The organism is Mesorhizobium sp. B3-1-7, assembly GCF_006439385.1.
GTDB lineage: Bacteria > Pseudomonadota > Alphaproteobacteria > Rhizobiales > Rhizobiaceae > Mesorhizobium.
Genome location: NZ_VFTL01000029.1, coordinates 18,074 through 37,177, shown reverse-complemented (window position 1 = coordinate 37,177; position 19,104 = coordinate 18,074). Strand labels below are relative to the sequence as shown.

The following is a 19,104-nucleotide window of genomic DNA, read 5'->3' as shown; positions in this document are numbered from 1 at the left end:
CAGCCGAGAGGAAAACAACCGCTAGCATGAGCGCGGAGACGAAATGCGAATAACACTTGCGGCCCAGGGCCTTATTCCGTGCAAGGGCTATGGCGGCATCCAGCGGCAGGTCGAATGGCTGACCACGGAAATGGTCAAGATGGGGCATCAGGTGACGCTGATCGCCGGCCCGGGGTCGTCGCATCCGATGTGCGAGGTCCGCCACGCGGTCACCAATGACGAGTGCCGCGCGGCCGTTCCCAAGGACACTGACATCGTCCATCTCCATGCCTGGAAGGTCGAGGTCCCCTTTCCGACGCTCAATACCGAGCGCGGCCACCTGCCGGACTATCCGAGGCTGCAGCCGAACTGGAGCTTCATCAGCGCCCGCCATGCCGAGCTGCATGGCCGCAAGACCTTCGTCTACAACGGCTTTCCGGTCGATGCCTATCGCCTGGCGCCGTCGAAGAACGACCATCTGTTTTTTATGGCGGCCATCGCGCGGGCCGGAAAGGGTCTCAACCGCGCGGTGGACCTCGCGAAGAAATACGATTTCAAGCTCGATATCGCCGGCGGCTCGCGCTGGAAGCTGCTTGGCCGCAGCAAGACCCGCCGCGAGGGTGTCTTCTTCAAAAGCCTGTCGTCCCGCTTCCGCTATCACGGCATGGTCGATGGCGAACCGAAGGTGCGCCTGCTGGGCGAGACCAAGGCCTTTCTGAACCCGATTTCGTGGGAAGAGCCATTCGGCAATGCGCCGGTCGAATCGATGCTGTGCGGCACGCCGGTCCTCACGACGGCACGCGGCGCGTTGCCCGAAACTGTCGATGCCGACACCGGCCGTTTCTTCGGCACGGATGAGGAGTTTGCGCGCGGTTTCGGCGAAATTGGCGGTTTGCCGGCGCAAAGATGCCGCGAATCCGCGGCAGACAGGTTTCCGATCGAGAAGGCCGCAAAAGCCTATGTCGAGCTCTACCACCGCATTCTTGATGGCGAAGCGCTTCCGTGACAAATCACGCAGGCATTTCCCGTCGGCGATGGCCGTTCCGGATCGAGAAGGTATCGCGCATTGCGCCCCATCCTGGTTTTCTGTCTGCCGGCGATCGGTGACTTCATCCGCTGCCACGCGGCTATCCAGATCATCGCCGAGAGATTCCCGGGGCAGCCGATCGATATCATCACCTCGAGGATCGCCGCTCCGCTGGCGCGGCTGATGCCGCGTGTTCGCAAGGTCTGGATAGCGGAGAAGGACTGGAAGCCAGGACTGAAAGAGCGGGCGCGCCTGGCGCGAAAACTGCGCGAAGAGGATTATCAGGCGGCCTATATGCTCACCAGCAGCACCAAGGCTTCGCTGGTGCCGTGGCTTGCCGGAATACCGGAGCGCGTCGGCTATCCGCGCGAGTTCCAGTTCGGCATCGTCAACCGCCTGCCGGCCGGCTGGCTGAAAGCGATGGTGGCCTTCGGTCCGCGCAAGACACGGCTGGCGGAACAGGTCTGCGCAATCGCACGTCTCGGCAAAACGCCAGCCGAAGACGGGCCGTTGCCGGCTCCGCAATTGGTGGTCTCCGCCGAGGAGCTTTCCGGATGGCGTCGGCGCAACGGCGTCGACACGGACAGGCCGGCGCTCGCGCTCTACACTTCGGATTTTGCCAACAAGCGCTCATGGCCGATCGAGCGCTTCGTCTCGGTCGCGCGCGACCATGCTGCCCGCGGTTGGTCGGTTTGGCTGATCGGCGGGCCGCGCGAGCGGCAGGCCGCGGCGGAAATAAAGGCGCGACTGCCTGAGGCGATCGATTTCACCTCCACACCCGATATTGCGGAAGCGATGTGCCAGATCGCGGCCTCGACCGTCTTTCTCGGCGTCGACGGCGGCATTTCCCATGCCGCCGGCGCGCTGGGCGGTCCGTGCGTGCTCATCTACGGTTCGAACCGAGCCTATGTGCACGGTCCGGTCAACGGGCAGGTGGTCTTCCTCGAGCCGCCGATTTCGACGCCGGGTTGGGTGGAGAACACGCGCGCAGTGACTGAAGACAGGGTTCGTGAGGCGCTCGCGGCGGCGGTCCGAAAAAACGCGCCGCAATTCGCCTGACTTATTCCTCGGCCGCCGCTCCGAAACCCGCGCCTAGGCTCGCGCGAGCCGTGGTCGCCCATGGCGTCGCATGGTTGTCGATGCGCATCTGGAAAATGAAATAGGTCGGCGAGCAGAAGCCGATGCCCCTGACCTTGGCGGCGCCCGGCGTGTCCGCCGGCAGCGACTGGCACATATAGTCCTCGCGGCAGAAATGATCGGCCGAGCACGCCGGGCGGTTGCCGCGGTTGACGGCGCCACCGAGACATTGGTCGAAATTGTTGGTGGCCACGCAGATGTCGAACTTCTTGCCGCCGACCAGTCCGCAGATCTCGCTGGGCATCGGCTTGCCGGGTTTGAAGGCGGCGAAGGCGCGATCCTTGTCATCGCAGGCGCGATAGGCGAAGCCGCCTGGAACGCCGATCTTTGGCGGCCGGCAGGTATAGGCGGTGCGCGAGATCGCCGGCGCGAAGGCGGCGAACTGGCCGGTGATCTTGTAGCGGTCGTTGAAAGGCTGTGCGCTGTTGCTGGCGATAGTTCCGGTCAGGCATGGGTAGCCGGAAAATATTTTGTCGCTCTTCCTGGGTAGCAGGCATTGCGCCAATTTGGTTCTTACGCCCGAAGCGGTGGCGATCGGCATACAAACCGTGCCAGCGCCGCATTGCCAGGTGCCGCCGAAGCGACTTGCGTCTTCCGGCATCAGGCATGGCATCGCCGTTTCGGCCGGCGCATAAGCGACCTCGCCCGTATCCTTCCAGGCGGCTGGCGGCGCGAAGGAGAGCGGGCGGAAGCGGTTGGGCTCCTTGCCCTCGGCGGTCGCCTTGAGCCACGCCTCGCGGCGCGGGATCTCGGCATGGAGATGCGGCGAGATGCCGACCTCGAGGCGGTTCAACGGCGAGGTCGTGGCGTCGTCCAGACCGATGAAATGGAAGCCGGCGGTCGAGCCCGCCTGATGGCAGCCCTGGCAGGCGCCGTTGTCGAGCCGCTCGACCAGAGCTTCCGGCGTGCGTACCAGTTTCAGCTTGGAATAGTCGAGCCCGGCAAAGTCCTTCGGGTCGAACAACGGCGTGAACGGATGATTGGCTTGCCTGGCGCTGCCGAAGGTCGACCAGGAGACGACTTTCCGGGCGAGAAATTCATCCGGGATTTCGTAGACGCCGAGATCGACGGCCGCGGCATTGGCGCGAACATAGTCGGCAAGCCGTGCCTTGAGCTCAGCATCCTCGGCAAGCCGGGCCATGTCCGGCGTATTTTCCAGCGGCTTCTCGCCGACCGCCGAACCATCGATGCCGAAGATGCGCATCAGGTAAGCGGCCTGCCCGCCGAACTCGGTTTCCTGGCCGGAAGGAAAGCGCACAACCTGCGCGTTGAGCTCGAGCTGCTTGAAGGAAAGGCTCGTCTTCTCGAGCGGCCCGCCGGTCAGCCAGCCGGCATCGACCGTTTCGTCGAGCTGCGGCGTCCAGCGGCCGGCAGCGCCCACGCAGCCACCATCGGCGTCTTGAGCGACGCGGTATATCGCGCTGAAGTTGAACGGCAGGCGCGAGGCCAGTTGCTTGCCGTTCTTCTTGAAGCTGTAGGCCAGGCGATAGATGAACCGCACCTCGCCGCAGCTCGTCTCGTTGCCAAGTGCTGCGAAGTCGCCCCGGTCGAGCCGGTTGACGACGCCGACAAGGCGGAAGCGCGCCGCGTTCGTCTTCAGCCAGCGCATGTCGATGATGCGGCCGACATTGCCGTCGGTCACTTCATAGAGAGTGCGGCCGCCAGTCTTCATGTCGCCGCGCAACGCGGCGACATCGCCGGCCACCGTGTCGACGATGGCGTGGTAGGCGGGTGCCTCATCGTAGAGGGATTTCAGGTCGTCGCTGCCGTCGACGCCGAACAGGCCGGCGAAACCGTATCCCCTGGCGTCGAGCGTGGCGAGGATGCGCGGGTCGTCGACGATGGTGATCGGGCGGTCGGCGGCGCGCGCCGACTGCGTAGCGGATAGAGCCAGGAGAAGGGCTACGATAGAGAGCACCAGCCGTTTCATCGGACAGCGCTCTCCGCCAGTTCGCGAAGAACCGGCACCATGGCCAGAGGCAGGTCCTCGGCTATCAAACCCGGCCCAAAACGGTTGCCGGCTTCGGCATGGATCCAGACCCCGGCGCAAGCCGCTTCGAAGGCCGGCATGCCTTGCGCGAGAAGCCCGGCAATGATGCCCGCCAGCACGTCGCCCGAGCCGGCGGTGGCGAGCCAGGGCGCGCCATTGCTGTTGATCGCGGCGCTGCCATCCGGCGAAGCGATCACGCTGTCGGCGCCCTTGTAGACGATCACGGCGTTGGCGCGTCGCGCGGCTTCGCGCGCCTTGGCCAGCTTAGACAGAGCCTTGTCACCCGCAATGTCGGCAAACAGCCTGCCGAACTCGCCCTCATGCGGCGTCATGATCAGGGCCGGCGCGCCAGCCCTGCCGGCCGCCTCGAACAGCGTCGCGGCCGCGTTGCGAAAAGACGTGATGCCGTCGGCGTCGAGCACAAGTCCCTCGACGCCGCCGTCCTGGCGGTTTTTGGCGAGCACGGCAAGGGTGAAATCGCGCGCCTTGTCGCCGATGCCGAAGCCGGGGCCGAGGACGAAGGCGGATGGTCTGCGATCGCCGATAAGGTCATGCACATCTTCGATCGCATCGACCTTGCGCAGCATGATCGAGGTCAGATGCGCCGCGTTGACCTGCATGGCGTTCGCCGGCGAGAGCACGGTGACAGCCCCTGCCCCGCTTCGGGCTGCCGCAAGCGCCGAAAGGCGCGCCGCGCCGGTCGCGGATGGTCCGCCTGAAAAGACGCTTGCATGGCCGCGCTTGTACTTATGCGAGTCGACGGCGGGAGCGGGAAAGTTCGCGAGCCAGAGTCCTGGCCGATTCTCGAAGGTGCGCGGCGCGACCTCGTCGATGATCTCGTCACGGATGCCGATGTCGGCCAACACGACCTCGCCGCATCGTTCCCGGCCAGGTAGCAGAAGATGGCCGGGCTTTTTTCGGGCGAAGGTCACCGTGAGGACCGCGCGGAATGTCTCGCCGAGGACTTCGCCGCTTTCGCCGGAGACGCCCGAAGGCAGGTCGATCGCGACAACCGGCAGGTTCATCGCCGTCACGATGTCGACCGCGCCTTTGGCGTCGCCGGATAGCGGCTTCGACAAGCCTGCGCCATAGATCGCATCGACAACCAGCGAGCCAGCCTCCGCGGAGAAGGCCGAAAGCAGGTGCCGTTCCAGAGTGCAGTCAGCCGCCGCAAGCGCGGCATCGCTGCCTGCCCGCGGTTCGCCGGATGTCCACAGGGCTACATCCACGCCCGCCTCGGCCAGCAGCCGCGCCACGACATAGCCGTCGCCGCCATTGTTGCCGGGGCCGCACAATACATGCACCCTCGTTGCGGCCGGATAACGCGCCAGCACGACGGCAGCGACCGCCTCGCCGGCACGTTGCATCAAGCGATAGCCGTCGAGCGGACCGGCCGCGATTGCCAGTCTGTCGGCCTCGGCCATTTCGGCTGGCGATAGAAGTTCATTGTACATGGGATTGCCGATCTCCATACGATCAAGCATTGTCCAGTTTTCGGTTCGAAGCAAACTAGCGCGACCGCGCATCTGTTGCGCATCCGGTCGCATCCAGGAGGGGTTCTGCCTGCAAATTGCGCTGTCTGCCTATTTTTTGTGCGGACGTGAGGAGGGGCGATGTATACGGTTTGGGCGTCCATGCCGCATCCGATGCAGCCGATGACGCGAATGTGCATCCGGACGCGGAATGGGCTCGAAAACGCCCCTCGCCGCCTGAGCTCCTCAGGATTGGCACGGTTCGTGCTTGATGGAGGCGCAAGCGGGGCACACAACCCGTCTTCTTGGCAGTGGAGGCCACTTTTTACATGAAAAAGATCGAAGCGATCATCAAGCCATTCAAGCTGGACGAAGTGAAGGAAGCGCTTCAGGAGGCCGGACTGCAAGGCATCACCGTCACTGAGGCCAAGGGTTTCGGCCGCCAGAAGGGACACACGGAGCTTTATAGAGGCGCCGAATATGTCGTCGACTTCCTGCCGAAGGTGAAGATCGAAGTGGTGCTCGGCGACGAGGCCGTCGAAGGCGCCATCGAGGCCATCCGCAAGGCGGCGCAGACCGGCCGCATCGGCGATGGAAAAATCTTCGTCTCCAACATAGAGGAAGTCGTGCGCATCCGCACCGGCGAAACCGGCATCGACGCCATCTGACCGACCTTCAATCATTCCGGACGTCATCACACAGGGAAGAAATGACATGACGACAGCCAAAGACATCATGAAGCAGATCAAGGACAACGACGTGAAATTCGTCGACCTGCGCTTCACCGATCCGCGGGGCAAGCTGCAACATGTGACGATGGATGTCGTCGAGGTCGAGGAAGACATGTTTGCCGACGGCGTCATGTTCGACGGCTCCTCGATCGCCGGCTGGAAGGCGATCAACGAGTCCGACATGGTGCTGATGCCGGACACGGATACGGTCCACATGGATCCGTTCTTCGCCCAGTCGACCATGGTCATCCTGTGCGACATCCTCGATCCGGTCTCGGGCGAAGCCTATAACCGCGATCCGCGCGGCACCGCCAAGAAGGCCGAAGCCTATATGAAGTCCGAAGGCATCGGCGACACCATCTATGTCGGTCCAGAGGCCGAGTTCTTCGTGTTCGACGACGTCAAGTACAAGGCCGATCCCTACAACACCGGCTTCCGTCTCGACTCGACCGAACTGCCGTCCAACGACGACACCGACTACGAGACCGGCAATCTCGGCCACCGTCCGCGCATCAAGGGCGGCTATTTCCCGGTGCCGCCGATCGATTCCTGCCAGGACATGCGTTCCGAGATGCTGACCGTGCTCGCCGAAATGGGCGTGCGCGTCGAAAAGCACCACCATGAGGTCGCCGCCGCGCAGCACGAGCTCGGCATCAAGTTCGACACGCTGGTGCGCAACGCCGACAAGATGCTGATCTACAAGTATGTCGTGCACCAGGTCGCCAACGCCTACGGGAAGACAGCCACCTTCATGCCGAAGCCGGTGTTCGGCGACAACGGCTCGGGCATGCATGTCCACCAGTCGATCTGGAAGGGCGGCAAGCCGACCTTCGCCGGCAACGAATATGCCGGCCTGTCGGAGAGCTGCCTGTTCTACATCGGCGGTATCATCAAGCACGCCAAGGCGATCAACGCCTTCACCAACCCGCTCACCAACTCCTACAAGCGTCTGGTGCCCGGCTATGAGGCGCCGGTGCTGCTCGCCTATTCGGCGCGCAACCGCTCGGCCTCGTGCCGCATTCCGTTCGGCAACTCGCCGAAGTCGAAGCGCGTCGAGGTCCGCTTCCCCGATCCGGGCGCGAACCCTTATCTCGGCTTCGCCGCCATGCTGATGGCCGGTCTCGACGGCATCAAGAACAAGATCCATCCGGGGCAGCCGATGGACAAGGACCTCTATGATCTGCCGCCGAAGGAGTTGAAAAAGATCCCGACCGTCTGCGGCTCGCTGCGCGAAGCGCTGCAGAACCTCGACAAGGATCGCGGCTTCCTGAAGGCCGGCGGTGTCTTCGACGACGACCAGATCGATTCTTACATCGAGCTCAAGATGGCCGAGGTCATGCGCTTCGAAATGACCCCGCACCCGGTCGAGTACGACATGTACTATTCGGTCTAAGCGTCTGATCGAATGAAAGTTTCGCCCTTGGAAAGCTCTCACTTCCAAGGGCTTTTCATTTCTGAAGACGGGTTTTCGCGTCCACGCTTTCCAATCGGCAAAAAAAAGGAACCCCGGCGTTTTGCCGGGGTTCTCGCATGGACAGGTGTCGGAGGGCTGACGCCTATCCCGCAAGCTCGTCGGGGCCCTGCAGCGTCCAGCCGGCGCGGCGTGCCAGAAACAGCAGGAAGTAGATCGCCGCCACGGCCATGATCGCCAGCGTCGCAATCAGGCTCGGGCGTCCGAAGGCGGCGTCGAGCCAGTTCTGGTAGGCGACATAGACAAGCGCCACGAAGGCGAGGATCGCCGGCACCGGAAACAGCGGCATGCGATAGTGGCCGCCCGAGGTGGTGCCGTTGCGGCGGCCGGCGAAGACCGCGACGCAGAGCAGTGCATAGATCACCACCAGCGACGTGCCGCTGACCACCAGCAAGAGGTTGAGGTCGATGAAGCAGGCCAGTGCGGCCAGCACCACCACCACGATGGTGGCGATCCACGGCGAAGCGTAAGTGCCATGGACGGACGCGACCGCGTTGTTGATCGGCCCGAACCAGGTCTTGTCGCGGCCTGAGCTGAACAACAGCCGCGCCGCCTGCAGGATGATGGCGATGACGGCGTTGAAGATGGCGACCGCGATTGCCAGGCTGATCGCCACCGTCAGCCAATGGCCGCCGCGCGCCTCAAGGAAATACTCGATCTTCTGGGGTGCGGAGAGCAGGCCGACGAGATCTGGCGCGCCGAGCAGCACCGCGGTCAGCGGAATGAGTTCGGCGGCGACCGTGATCACCAGCGCCCAGAGCACCACCTTGCCGATGTTGCGCTTGGCGTCGTGCGTCTCTTCGCCGAAATAGGCGGCGGCGCCATAGCCGTTATAGGCAAAGAGCGACACGGCGGTGGATGCGAGGATGATGGCGGCCGAGGCCGGAACCAGCGTGTCGGTCGTGGCGTCGAGCAGTTGCGGCGCGGTGAAAAGGCTGGAGAGCGGCCGCTCGATATGGGTGAAGCCGAGCCAGATCAGGACCAGCAGCGCCAGCATCTCGATGCCGAGGAAGATGCCGGTGACGAAGGCGTTGAGCTTGATGCGCATGGCGGCGACGGCGCCGGCCAGGATGATGGTCACCACACCCACCCACTGCGGGCTGAGATTGGGAATGAGGACGCCGAGATAGGTGCCGACGCCGAGCGCGATGACCGCGACGATGAGCACGATCGACACGAACACGAGCACCAGCGTGACGAAACCCCAGAAGCGCCCGAGCGTGCGGCCGATCATGGTGTATTCGCCGCCGGCCATCGGGTAGGCCGAGGAGAGCTCGGCATAGACGAAGGCCATGAACAGGCCGATGACGGCCGCGATCACGAAGCTCAGGAACGAGCCGGTGCCGGCCAGCGCAATGACGCCCGGCACAATGATGAAGACGGATGATGCCGGCGTCACCGCCGAAAGCACGATCATCAGCGTGCCCAGCGCGTTCAGCGCCCGGTCGAGACCCTTGGCGCCGGGCGCGGCCTTGTCGGCGGCCTCTGTAGTGGCTTCGTTTGTGGACATTGTCCTCCCCCATTTTTAATTTGATAAAAATTACTATCCGTAGCGGAAGCTAGCCGCGTCGACACATACGTCAACAAATATGCGATATGTCGGCTTGCAAAAATCTACAGGCCAGTTTTTATTGAATCATATTCAGGAAAACGAAATGGGCAGACCCAAGACACAGACCGATCGCCGCCTGACCCTGGTAGCGGCTGCGGAATCGATGATCGCCAAACGCGGCCTCGCCGCCGTCACCTTGCGCGACGTGGCCAACGAGGCCGGCATGAGCTCGAGCGCCCTGCTCTATTACTATCCCGGCCTCAAGGAGCTGCTGGACGACGTGCAGGCAAAGGCGGTCGAGCGCTTCTGCACGCAGCGCGCGGCAGCGGTCGCGACAATCGCCGATCCGAGGGCGCGCCTGAAAACAATGCTCGACAGCGGCCTGCCGACCGACCCGGGCGACCAGCTTTGCCGACTTCTGCTGGAGCTCGGCGCCTATTCGCGCTCGGACGCAAGCTATGCCGCCCGACACATCACGCTGTTCGAGCGCCAAGTGGCGATCTATGTCGGCATCCTCGAAGCGGGTGCGGCCACCGGCGTCTTCGTGCTCAATGCTGCGAGCGAAGTCATCGCCCGCAGCCTCGTCGTCTTGGAAGGCGGTCTCGGCCTTCACCTCGTCAACGTCGTGCCGGCTGTCGACCACGCGTCGGCAATGGCGATCCTCACCGGTTACGCCGAACTCGCGACCGGCTGCAGCCTACGCTGAGCCGGCTTTCATCAACGGAGCATCCTCAGCATGGATCAACGAATAGACTTGACCGCCACGCCGGCCGGCAAGACGCGCGCCCGCGGCCTCGGCATTCCCCTGCCGGGCACGCCGGGACCTGCCAATGCCATCACCGATGTCGATGGCGTGCTCGTCGGCTATTCAACGCTGATCAAGGGCGACGGTAAGCTCAACATGGGTCACGGGCCAGTCCGCACCGGCGTCACCGCGATCCTGCCGCTCGGCCGCGACGGCATCGGCGCGGCTTTGGCTGCCGGCTATCATTCCTTCAATGGCAATGGCGAGATGACCGGCGCTTCATGGCTGGAAGAGGCCGGCAGCCTCTCCATGCCGATCCTGATCACCAACACGCACGCCGTCGGCCCCTGCCATCGCGGCGTCATCGACTGGGTAGCGCGCAACAAGCCCGAGGTGGCGAACCAATGGCTGCTGCCAGTGGTGGCCGAAACCTGGGACGGCTATCTCAACGACATCAACGGCTCGCATGTCACCGTCGACCACGCGATCGAGGCGATCGAGAATGCGGCCGCCGGCGCCATCGAGGAAGGATCCGTCGGCGGCGGCACGGGCATGAACTGCTACGCCTTCAAGGGCGGCTCCGGCTCAGCGTCGCGGATCGTCGATTATGGCCACCGCGCCTACACGGTCGGCGTCTTCCTGCAGGCCAATTTCGGTTCGCGACATGAGATCAGCATCGCTGGCGTTCCGCTCGGGCACGAGCTTACCGCCGACAATCCAATGGAGGTGTATTTCAGCGGTCGGCCGACGGGCGCCGGCTCCTGCATCGGCATCGTCGCCACCGACGCGCCGCTGCTGCCTGGACAGTGCAAGGCGCTGGCGCGGCGCGTGCCGCTCGGGCTGGCGCGCACTGGCACCTCCGGCTCGCATTTTTCCGGCGATATTTTCCTCGCCTTCTCGACTGCCAACCCTGATGCGCTCAACGGCCGCTTCCCGAAAGGCGCGCCGACCCTGGAGAGCTACAGCCATATGGACTTCGTTCCCTGGGGCCGCATGGACGACTTCTACACGGCCGTCGTGCAGGCGACCGAGGAGGCCGTGCTCAACGCGCTGGTCGCCAACGAGGATATGGTCGGTCGTGACGGCAACCGCACCCCCTCCCTGCCGCATGGCCGAGTGGTGGCGGCGCTTAAATCGCGTGGCGTCATCACCAGTTGACGATAGTCGGCGGAGATTTCTCGCTGGTAGTTGCCATGCAAAAAGCCCCGGCGTTGACCCGCCGGGGCTTTTTTGTCGTTCTCGTCTTGTCACAGGCTTAAGCCTGTGACCTCGAAACAAATCAGGCGGCAGCCGAAACGGCCGCGGTCGAAACCTCGGAGATCGTCTTCAGGACCTGCGAGGCGATCTGGTAGGGGTCGCCCTGCGAGTTCGGGCGGCGGTCTTCCAGATAGCCCTTATAGTCGTTCTTGACGAAGGAGTGCGGCACGCGGATCGAAGCGCCGCGATCGGCGACGCCGTAGCTGAACTTGTTCCACGGCGCGGTTTCATGCTTGCCGGTCAGGCGCTTGTCGTTATCCGGGCCGTAGACGGCGATGTGATCCATCAGGTTCTTGTCGAACTGGGCCATCAGCGCCTCGAAATAGGCCTTGCCGCCGACTTCGCGCATGTAGGAGGTGGAGAAGTTGCAGTGCATGCCCGAGCCGTTCCAATCGGTGTCGCCGAGCGGCTTGCAGTGGAACTCGATGTCGATGCCATACGTCTCGGTCAGGCGCAGCAGCAAGTAGCGGGCCATCCACATCTGGTCGGCGGCCTTCTTGGAGCCCTTGCCGAAGATCTGGAATTCCCACTGGCCTTTCGCCACTTCGGCGTTGATGCCTTCATGGTTGATGCCGGCGGCGAGGCACAGGTCGAGATGCTCCTCGACGATCTTGCGCGCGACGTCGCCGACATTCTTGTAGCCGACGCCGGTGTAATAAGGACCCTGCGGCGCCGGATAGCCGCTCTCCGGGAAGCCGAGCGGACGGCCGTCCTTGTAGAAGAAATACTCCTGCTCGAAGCCGAACCAGGCGCCCTCGTCGTCGAGGATGGTGGCGCGCTTGTTGGAGGCATGCGGCGTTACGCCATCGGGCATCATGACTTCACACATGACCAGCACGCCATTGGTGCGGGCCGGATCCGGATAGACGGCGACGGGCTTCAGCACGCAGTCGGAGCTGTGACCCTCGGCCTGGTTGGTGGACGAGCCATCGAAGCCCCACAGCGGCAGCTGCTCCAGCGTCGGGAACTCGGCAAATTCCTTGATCTGGGTCTTGCCGCGCAGGCTGGGGGTCGGGACGTATCCGTCGAGCCAGATATACTCGAGCTTGTATTTGGTCATTCCAGTGCCTCTCGTTGCTTGGGCGCCGCAAGTGGGCGGCGTCAACGCATGGCCGGGCTTGCCGGCCTGCCGATCATTAAAAAGCAATTCGTATGCCACTCCGCCTTCGGCGGGTGCGGCAAAATGGGTCATGGCAAGGCGTTGATTTTGCTCAGCCGCCTCACTTGTGCGCTCGGATCGCTCAATCGATATTTCTGCATAAATAATTGGCAAATAATGATCTTTTTGTAGGCATATTGCCTAAACGAATCGCAGAACCTATCTTGCCTGATAAGTTGAATCGGCAAGTCCCCGGACAAGCAAGGAGGTCGCCAATGCAAGTCGTGCAGCCGCGTCCGTCGGCAAAAATCCTGATGTTCCCGCTGGCAGGACGCAAGCCTGCCGCAAATTTAGGCGCCAAGGCCAAATTCGCGGCAGAGCTTGCGACGCTTCGCGGCGAGCATGCCGACTTTGACGGCTGGTACCACGAAGCAGCCGTCGAGGAAGAAAATCAGCGCAAGAGCTGATCGCCTCTTTGAGCTTCATGAACGGAAAAGCCCGGCGCGACCACTCGCGCCGGGCTTTCTTCCTTTGAGCGGACGATCGAGGTCAGTCCTTGGCGTGGAGGTCGGTGCCGAGCGTATCCCTGACGAAGATCATGCCGATGATGAGCGACATCGCCGCGATGATCACCGGGTACCAGAGGCCGTAGTAGATATCGCCCTTATAGGCGCTGAGCGCGAACACCGTCGCCGGCAGCAGGCCGCCGAACCAGCCATTGCCGATGTGATAGGGCAACGACATGCCGGTGTAGCGGATGCGGGTCGGGAACATCTCGACCAGGATCGCGGCGATCGGCCCGTAGACCATGGTGACGAACAGCACCAGGATGAACAGGATACCGATCGTGAGCGGCCAGTTGATCGCTGCCGGATCGGCAGTCATGGCGAAGGCGCCACCGCCCGGGACGGTGTAGACGGTGACTTCCGGCGCACCGGCTGCCTCGTCCTTGGTCAGGATCTTGTCGGCAATCGCCTTGTCGGTCGGAACCGCCGCCTTTTCGCCGCCGCGGATGGCCGCCGCGTCAAGCTTCAGCTCGGGATTGGCCGCGATGAAGGCGTCGAGCTTCTGGTCCGCCACCTTGGCCGCGGCGCGCTTCAACGGATAGCCGCCGTCCTGAAGCGACATGTTCACCGCCTTGGCGAAGGCCGCGTCCTTGGCCTTGGCCTGATCGCCGGCGGCGACGGCGTCATAGGATTCCACCGTCTCGTTGCCGATCTTGACCGAGGCTGCGGTGCCTGGGGTTGCCGTGGTCACCACATCATAAGGCACCGAGTTCTTGGTCAGGAACGAAGTCGCGATATCGCAGGATGTCGTGAATTTTGCCGTGCCGACCGGGTTGAACTGGAACTTGCAGTCGCCGGGCGCTGCCGTCACCGTCGCCCGGGTGTTCTGCTGCGCGGTGGCCAGAGCCGGATTGGCGGCCCAGGTCAGCGCTTTGAACAGCGGGAAGGTGCAGACGATGCCGAGCGCAAGGCCTGCCATGATGATCGGCTTGCGGCCGATCTTGTCCGACAGCCAGCCGAACACGACGAAGAAGATCGAGCCGATGGCGAGCGCAATCGCGATCATGATGTTGACCGACTGCGCGTCGACCTTGAGCACGTTCGTGAGGAAGAACAGCGCGTAGAACTGGCCATTGTACCAGATCACGGCCTGGCCGGCGGTGAGGCCGAGCAGTGCCAGCAGCGCGATCTTGGCGTTCTTCCATTGACCGAAGGCTTCCGAGAGCGGCGCCTTGGAGCCCTTGCCCTCTTCCTTCATGCGCTGGAAAGTCGGCGACTCCGATAGCGACAGCCGGATCCAGATCGAAACGGCAAGCAGCACGAAAGAAACGATGAAGGGAATGCGCCAGCCCCAGGAAGCGTAGGTTTCCTTGCTGAGCGAGCCCTGAACAATCAGGATGACGATCAACGACAGGAAAAGGCCGAGCGTCGCCGTCGTCTGGATCCACGACGTATAGAAACCGCGACGGTCGTCAGGCGCGTGCTCCGCGACATAGGTCGCAGCACCGCCATATTCGCCGCCGAGCGCCAGGCCTTGCAACATGCGCAGCCCGATCAGGATCACGGGAGCCAAGATGCCCAAGGTTGCGTAGCCGGGCAGCAGGCCGACCAGGAAGGTCGACAGACCCATGATCGTCATGGTGACGAGGAAGGTGTATTTGCGGCCGACGAGATCGCCGATGCGGCCGAAAAGCAGCGCGCCGAACGGTCGGACAAGGAAGCCGGCGGCAAAGGCAAGCAGCGCAAAGATGTTGCGCGTTGCCTCGGGAATCGCCGGGCTGAAGAAGGTCGAGCCGATGAAGGCGGCCAACGAGCCGTAGAGATAGAAATCGTACCATTCGAAAACGGTGCCGAGCGAGGAGGCGAAGATGACTTTCTTCTCCTCCCGCGTCATGCCGCGGCTGGTTCCGCCGGCGGTCGAAGCCATTGCCATTGATGTATCCTCCCGTGAGATCCCGTCTGTCCTCGATGGCTGCGAGCCACCGTCCGCGCTCCTCCGAACGCGGACTCAAAGACGCAGCCAACGAAGGAAAAAATGACAGAAAGGACGGGCGAAAGGCACCGCGACGATGGGATTATGACTTTGGTATTAGGTGCGCTGCGAAAGCGGCGCCGCGCTTGAATTGCTCTGGGCCTGCAGCGCTTCGAGCAGGCTGACCGCCGCCATCATGTCGCGCTTGCGTGCCGAGCGGCGCGCAACGGCCTCCGCATCCTGGCCCCAATGCTCGATCTGCCAGTCCTCGTCGACATGGCCGGCAGCCCAAGCTTCCTCGCCGTCGAGGTGACCGAAATCGACGGCCAAAGCCAGCAGCGCCGAACCGGTCAGCGCGGTCATGACATGAATGGCGGCCAGCCGCATCGGCTCGACACGCTGGCCAAGATGCGCGCCGAGCACGGCGATCGCCTCGCGCGGCTGCTCGACATGGATGACGCCTTCGGCAAGGTTGAAGCGCGCGCCGAGGCTGCCGCGTGCCCAGTCCAGCACCGGATCCCAGAGCTTGTTCTGGCGATCGACCAGTCCCTGCGGGCCATCGGCGCGGTAGCACAAAAGATCGGACGAGGCGAAGCGCAGCACGTCCTCCAGCACCGCCTGCGGATCCGAGGCGACGCCGTCGATGGCGGTGTTGACGAGCCGCATGACAGGCATCGTCACGGGATCGATGACCTCGCCTTGCGCGCTGAATTCATCGGCAACGAGCGCGGCAGCGTTTTCGGTCGGCAGCACCATCACAGCCTTGCCCGGCGTGCGCACGGGCCGGCCGTCCAGATGAACGGCAAAGCCATTCTCGACGGGAGCCACCGAAACAGCCTTGTAGAAACGCTTCGGCAGCGGCGTCTTCATCTGGATCTGGGCGCGGCGCACGGGATCGGGGTCGGAAAGCAGCTTTCCGGCTTCGAGGTCTTCGAGGATGTCGCGCATGCCGAACTCCTTAAAGCAATTCCGGGAAAAGTGTGAAGCGGTTCCGTCCGGAATTGCGTCAAAACAAAGAGATGGAGCAGCTTGCCGTTCGGCGAGCTGATCTATGGTGCGGGCTGCCTGCGCGCCGGGCGATTGACGATGATCAGACCGGCGGCGATCAGGCCGAGCGCCAGGAAAATCCTGGTCGTCGGCAGCTCGCCCAACAACACCGCACCGCACAGGACGCCGAACACCGGCGACAGGAAGGCGAAGCTCGACAGACCGGCGGCCGGATAACGCGTGAGCAGCCAGAACCACAACACATAGGTGAAGGCGACGATATAGAAAGACTGGAAGAGCAGCGCCAATGTCGGCAAGGCGGCAACCGCACGGATCGGCGGGCCGGCGAAAGGCATCACCAGCAGTCCGACGACAGTCGCACCCGCCAGCTGGTAAAGCAGAAGCTTTTCGGCGTTGGTTTCCACCAGTTTCGACCGCTTTATGAAGATGCTGGTCGCCGCCCAGAGAATGCCCGAGCCGAGACTGAGCAGGTCACCCGCCAGTGTCGCGTCGCTGCCGGCAGTGATGCCGTCGGAGAAAACCGCCGCCAGGCCGCAGAAGGCCAGAACAAGCCCGCCGAGCTTGCGCGGGTTGATGCGCTCGCCGAGCAGGAAATGGCCGCCGATCAGGACCCAGAACGGCATGGTGTTGACCAGGAGCGTGTTGCGGGCAACGGTGGTGTATTCGAGCCCGATATAGAGGCACAGGAACTCGACGCCGAAGAGCACGCCGACGACGATGCCGGCGGGCAAAGTCCCATCCGCTTCGAACAGCTTGATGCCGCGCAGCCGGCACCAGCCAAGCACGCAGGCTCCCCCAATGAGCGATCGTGCGACCGAGACGAAGACAGGGTCGTAGCCGGCGTATGAGACCTTGGCGGCGACGTAGTTCAGGCCCCAGGAAAAGGTCAGTCCGACCATAATGACAGCCGCGGCCATGTCGACTGCATCGCGACGATCCAATGCGGGGGCGACAGCCAAGTCAGTCCTCCGCGCTCTGGTCGTCGAAGCCGATCAGGTTCCAGCTCTGGCGCATATGCGGCGGCATCGGCGCCGTGACGTCGATGACGCCCTGGTCCGGATGCGGGATGATAATGCGGCGCGCATGCAGGTGCAGGCGGTTTTGAATGCCGCCCGGGAAATCCCAGTTGGTATCTGCTTCGAAATATTTTGGGTCGCCGATGATCGGACAACCTATATAGGCGGCGTGAACGCGAAGCTGGTGGGTGCGGCCGGTATAGGGCTCCATCTCCAGCCAGGTCATCGTCTGCGCCGCCTGCTCGATGACGCGGTAGTAGGAGACGGCGTGGTCGGCGCCCTTCTCTCCATGCGCGGCCACGCGCACGCGGTCGCCATCCTCCGTCGGCTCCTTGATCAGCCACGTCGAGATCTTGTCCTCGCGCTTGGGCGGCACGCCCTTGACCAGCGCCCAGTAGGTTTTCTTGGTCTCTCGCGCCCGGAACGCTTCCGACAGCTTCATCGCCGCAAGACGGGTGCGGGCAACCACCAGCACGCCGGACGTGTCACGGTCGAGGCGGTGGACGAGGCGCGGCTTCTCGCCCTTCTGATTGCGCCAGGCCTCGAGCATGTCGTCGACATTGCGGGTGACGCCGGAGCCGCCCTGCACGGCGAGCCCCGCTGGCTTGTTGAAGACGAAAACCTTCGGGTCCTCATGCAAGAGCATCTTGGCGAGCACGTCGGCATCGCCCTGGTTGCGGATCGAGTGACCGGTAAGCGGCGCGTCGCCCTTCTTATCGACGTCGAGCGGCGGAACGCGGACAGACTGGCCGGGCTCGACACGCGTGTCGGCCTTCACCCGGCCGCCATCGACGCGGATCTGGCCGGACCGAAGCAATTTCTGCAGATGGCCGAAGCCGAGGCCCGGATAATGGACCTTGAACCAGCGGTCGAGCCGCATGCCCGCCTCGCCGGCCTCAATCGTGATCTGTTCAACACCCGCCATGGATACGCTTTTCCGTTTGAAAGCGGCGCCATAGCACTAAGGCAGGCATTGTGCGAGCCAAAGACCCAACAAAGCGCGACGATTGCCCCAATCGCAGCCATCCGAGGTTCGGCCGCACGCTGGCCGACCTTGGATTGAAGCGGGGCCGTAGTCAGTTTGCCGCCTTCGGCTTGGACGAGCCGATCATCTTCCAGTTCTTGTAGAAGACGGAATTGATGCGCTCCACGCTGACCGAGACGATCGAGAGAAGGCCAGCGATCAGCCTCGGGAACGGAGACGGACGGATGATGTCGACGAAGACGCAATAGCGGCGGCCGTCATATTCGTTGACCGAGCGGTGGAAGAGCGTGTCGTCGAAAATGAACAGCGGGTTGTCGTACCAGTAGTTCTTCTTGCTGCCGCACTGGACGAAGATCTCCGCCTTCACCGGGATCAGGTTGTAGAGGATGCGCAGGCTGAGCCGCAGCGGTCCGAAATGCCAGGACGTGGATTCGCGCTTGCTGAAAACGGATACTGCGATCGTCTTGATGTATTTGTAATCCTTGTTGAATTCGGGAACGTTGTCGATCTTGTGCTTGCCGTACCACTGGTAGACATACATGCCGCGCCGGCCGGTGCCGAAATTGGCGTCGATATCGGCGATGATCTCGTCCTTGCGGGCGTTGAAGACGCCCAGCACCTCGTTGATCTCGCGCTGATAGTCCTCGGGGAACTGCTCGGGCTTCCAGACGCCGGGGTTGCGGTAGCAGAGAAGGTCGACGATCAGGTTGAACGGCGACAGCAGCCAGGTGAAAAGGCCATTGCCGAGGAAATAGCGCTCGAACAGATTCCGGTTCTTCTGGTCGTTGCGCATGACGTCGATCAGGCCGAAAACGACCCAGATGGCGGTCAGGATCGGGATGAAGTAGACGGCGAGCGCGAGAACCACGACTGCAATCGCAGCCTTGCGGAGCGTCTTGACGGTTTTCTTTGTCATTGTCATTCGCGCGGGAGCGCGATCCTGTTCCGTTTGCCAAAATCACGGCGACCCCCGCCCGCCGTGCGTCTTGATAAGATTTTTTGTTTCCCGGCACAATGCCGCGCACGGTCCCGGTGGTCGGCCCCGGATGAATATTTGGAGTATGTTACTCCACTTCAACAATGCACGGCCGGCAAACCAAGCTCGTCCCATCTTTCCCTAGGGATCGGATCGCCGGCCAGGAATTCGAAGCCGACGA

The 19,104-nt window shown here is 63.1% G+C and carries 17 protein-coding genes; 8 read left to right on the top strand and 9 right to left on the bottom strand.

Features of this window, described 5'->3' with window-relative positions; translation table 11 throughout:
• The first annotated feature begins 43 nt into the window (after positions 1-43).
• On the top strand, positions 44-985 hold the full coding sequence (locus FJ417_RS22870; protein ID WP_140785001.1) for a glycosyltransferase: 942 nt from the start codon (positions 44-46) through the stop codon (positions 983-985).
• A 60-nt stretch (positions 986-1,045) separates the two neighbouring features.
• Complete coding sequence (waaF, locus tag FJ417_RS22865; RefSeq protein ID WP_140785000.1) at positions 1,046-2,065, top strand: lipopolysaccharide heptosyltransferase II; 1,020 nt, start codon at positions 1,046-1,048, stop codon at positions 2,063-2,065.
• A gap of 1 nt (position 2,066) precedes the next feature.
• On the opposite strand, the gene FJ417_RS22860 is transcribed toward waaF, so the two are convergent.
• Both FJ417_RS22860 and FJ417_RS22855 read right to left on the bottom strand, forming a co-directional pair.
• The gene (locus FJ417_RS22860) at positions 2,067-4,073 is read right to left on the bottom strand and encodes a hypothetical protein (protein ID WP_140784999.1); all 2,007 of its coding nucleotides are present in this window, start codon (positions 4,071-4,073) and stop codon (positions 2,067-2,069) included.
• Positions 4,070-5,587 (bottom strand): NAD(P)H-hydrate dehydratase, encoded by a 1,518-nt coding sequence (locus FJ417_RS22855; protein WP_140785034.1) that lies wholly within the window; start codon positions 5,585-5,587, stop codon positions 4,070-4,072. The genes FJ417_RS22860 and FJ417_RS22855 overlap by 4 nt, the downstream gene beginning before the upstream one ends.
• Positions 5,588-5,934: 347 nt before the next feature.
• On the opposite strand from FJ417_RS22855, the gene FJ417_RS22850 reads away from it, so the two are divergent.
• Positions 5,935-6,273, top strand: a complete 339-nt coding sequence (locus FJ417_RS22850) for a P-II family nitrogen regulator (RefSeq protein WP_018428041.1) — start codon at positions 5,935-5,937, stop codon at positions 6,271-6,273.
• Positions 6,274-6,319: 46 nt separating this feature from the next.
• Positions 6,320-7,729, top strand: a complete 1,410-nt coding sequence (gene glnA / locus FJ417_RS22845) for a type I glutamate--ammonia ligase (RefSeq protein WP_140784998.1) — start codon at positions 6,320-6,322, stop codon at positions 7,727-7,729.
• 163 nt (positions 7,730-7,892) lie between these two features.
• Here glnA and FJ417_RS22840 read toward each other — a convergent pair whose 3' ends face one another.
• Positions 7,893-9,317 carry an APC family permease gene (locus FJ417_RS22840; protein WP_140784997.1) on the bottom strand — a complete coding sequence of 475 codons (1,425 nt, stop codon included), beginning with the start codon at positions 9,315-9,317 and terminating at the stop codon, positions 7,893-7,895.
• 145 nt (positions 9,318-9,462) lie between these two features.
• On the opposite strand from FJ417_RS22840, the gene FJ417_RS22835 reads away from it, so the two are divergent.
• Together FJ417_RS22835 and FJ417_RS22830 are read left to right on the top strand one after the other, a co-directional pair.
• Positions 9,463-10,065, top strand: coding sequence for a TetR/AcrR family transcriptional regulator (locus FJ417_RS22835; RefSeq protein WP_140784996.1), 603 nt, complete (start codon positions 9,463-9,465; stop codon positions 10,063-10,065).
• Positions 10,066-10,095: 30 nt separating this feature from the next.
• A complete protein-coding gene (locus FJ417_RS22830; protein ID WP_140784995.1) occupies positions 10,096-11,262 on the top strand; it encodes a P1 family peptidase in 1,167 nt (388 codons plus the stop codon).
• 121 nt (positions 11,263-11,383) lie between these two features.
• Here FJ417_RS22830 and FJ417_RS22825 read toward each other — a convergent pair whose 3' ends face one another.
• Entirely contained in the window at positions 11,384-12,421 is a 1,038-nt protein-coding gene (locus FJ417_RS22825) for a glutamine synthetase beta-grasp domain-containing protein (protein ID WP_140646267.1), read from the bottom strand.
• 48 nt (positions 12,422-12,469) lie between these two features.
• Here FJ417_RS22825 and FJ417_RS22820 point away from each other — a divergent pair, with 48 nt between their 5' ends.
• Together FJ417_RS22820 and FJ417_RS22815 are read left to right on the top strand one after the other, a co-directional pair.
• On the top strand, positions 12,470-12,652 hold the full coding sequence (locus FJ417_RS22820) for a hypothetical protein (protein WP_140657177.1): 183 nt from the start codon (positions 12,470-12,472) through the stop codon (positions 12,650-12,652).
• An 83-nt stretch (positions 12,653-12,735) separates the two neighbouring features.
• On the top strand, positions 12,736-12,927 hold the full coding sequence (locus tag FJ417_RS22815) for a DUF2735 domain-containing protein (RefSeq protein WP_140784994.1): 192 nt from the start codon (positions 12,736-12,738) through the stop codon (positions 12,925-12,927).
• Positions 12,928-13,009: 82 nt separating this feature from the next.
• Here FJ417_RS22815 and FJ417_RS22810 read toward each other — a convergent pair whose 3' ends face one another.
• The 5 genes from FJ417_RS22810 to FJ417_RS22790 all read right to left on the bottom strand — a co-directional run bounded on the left by FJ417_RS22810 (position 13,010) and on the right by FJ417_RS22790 (position 18,863).
• On the bottom strand, positions 13,010-14,899 hold the full coding sequence (locus FJ417_RS22810; protein WP_140784993.1) for an MFS transporter: 1,890 nt from the start codon (positions 14,897-14,899) through the stop codon (positions 13,010-13,012).
• A 156-nt stretch (positions 14,900-15,055) separates the two neighbouring features.
• Positions 15,056-15,886: an ATP12 family chaperone protein gene (locus FJ417_RS22805; protein WP_140784992.1), complete on the bottom strand. Its 831-nt coding sequence runs from the start codon at positions 15,884-15,886 to the stop codon at positions 15,056-15,058.
• A 101-nt stretch (positions 15,887-15,987) separates the two neighbouring features.
• The gene (locus FJ417_RS22800; RefSeq protein ID WP_140785033.1) at positions 15,988-16,863 is read right to left on the bottom strand and encodes a DMT family transporter; all 876 of its coding nucleotides are present in this window, start codon (positions 16,861-16,863) and stop codon (positions 15,988-15,990) included.
• A 43-nt stretch (positions 16,864-16,906) separates the two neighbouring features.
• A complete protein-coding gene (locus FJ417_RS22795) occupies positions 16,907-17,887 on the bottom strand; it encodes an RluA family pseudouridine synthase (protein WP_140646271.1) in 981 nt (326 codons plus the stop codon).
• A gap of 151 nt (positions 17,888-18,038) precedes the next feature.
• Positions 18,039-18,863: an aspartyl/asparaginyl beta-hydroxylase domain-containing protein gene (locus tag FJ417_RS22790; protein WP_140708834.1), complete on the bottom strand. Its 825-nt coding sequence runs from the start codon at positions 18,861-18,863 to the stop codon at positions 18,039-18,041.
• Positions 18,864-19,104 lie beyond the last annotated feature (241 nt).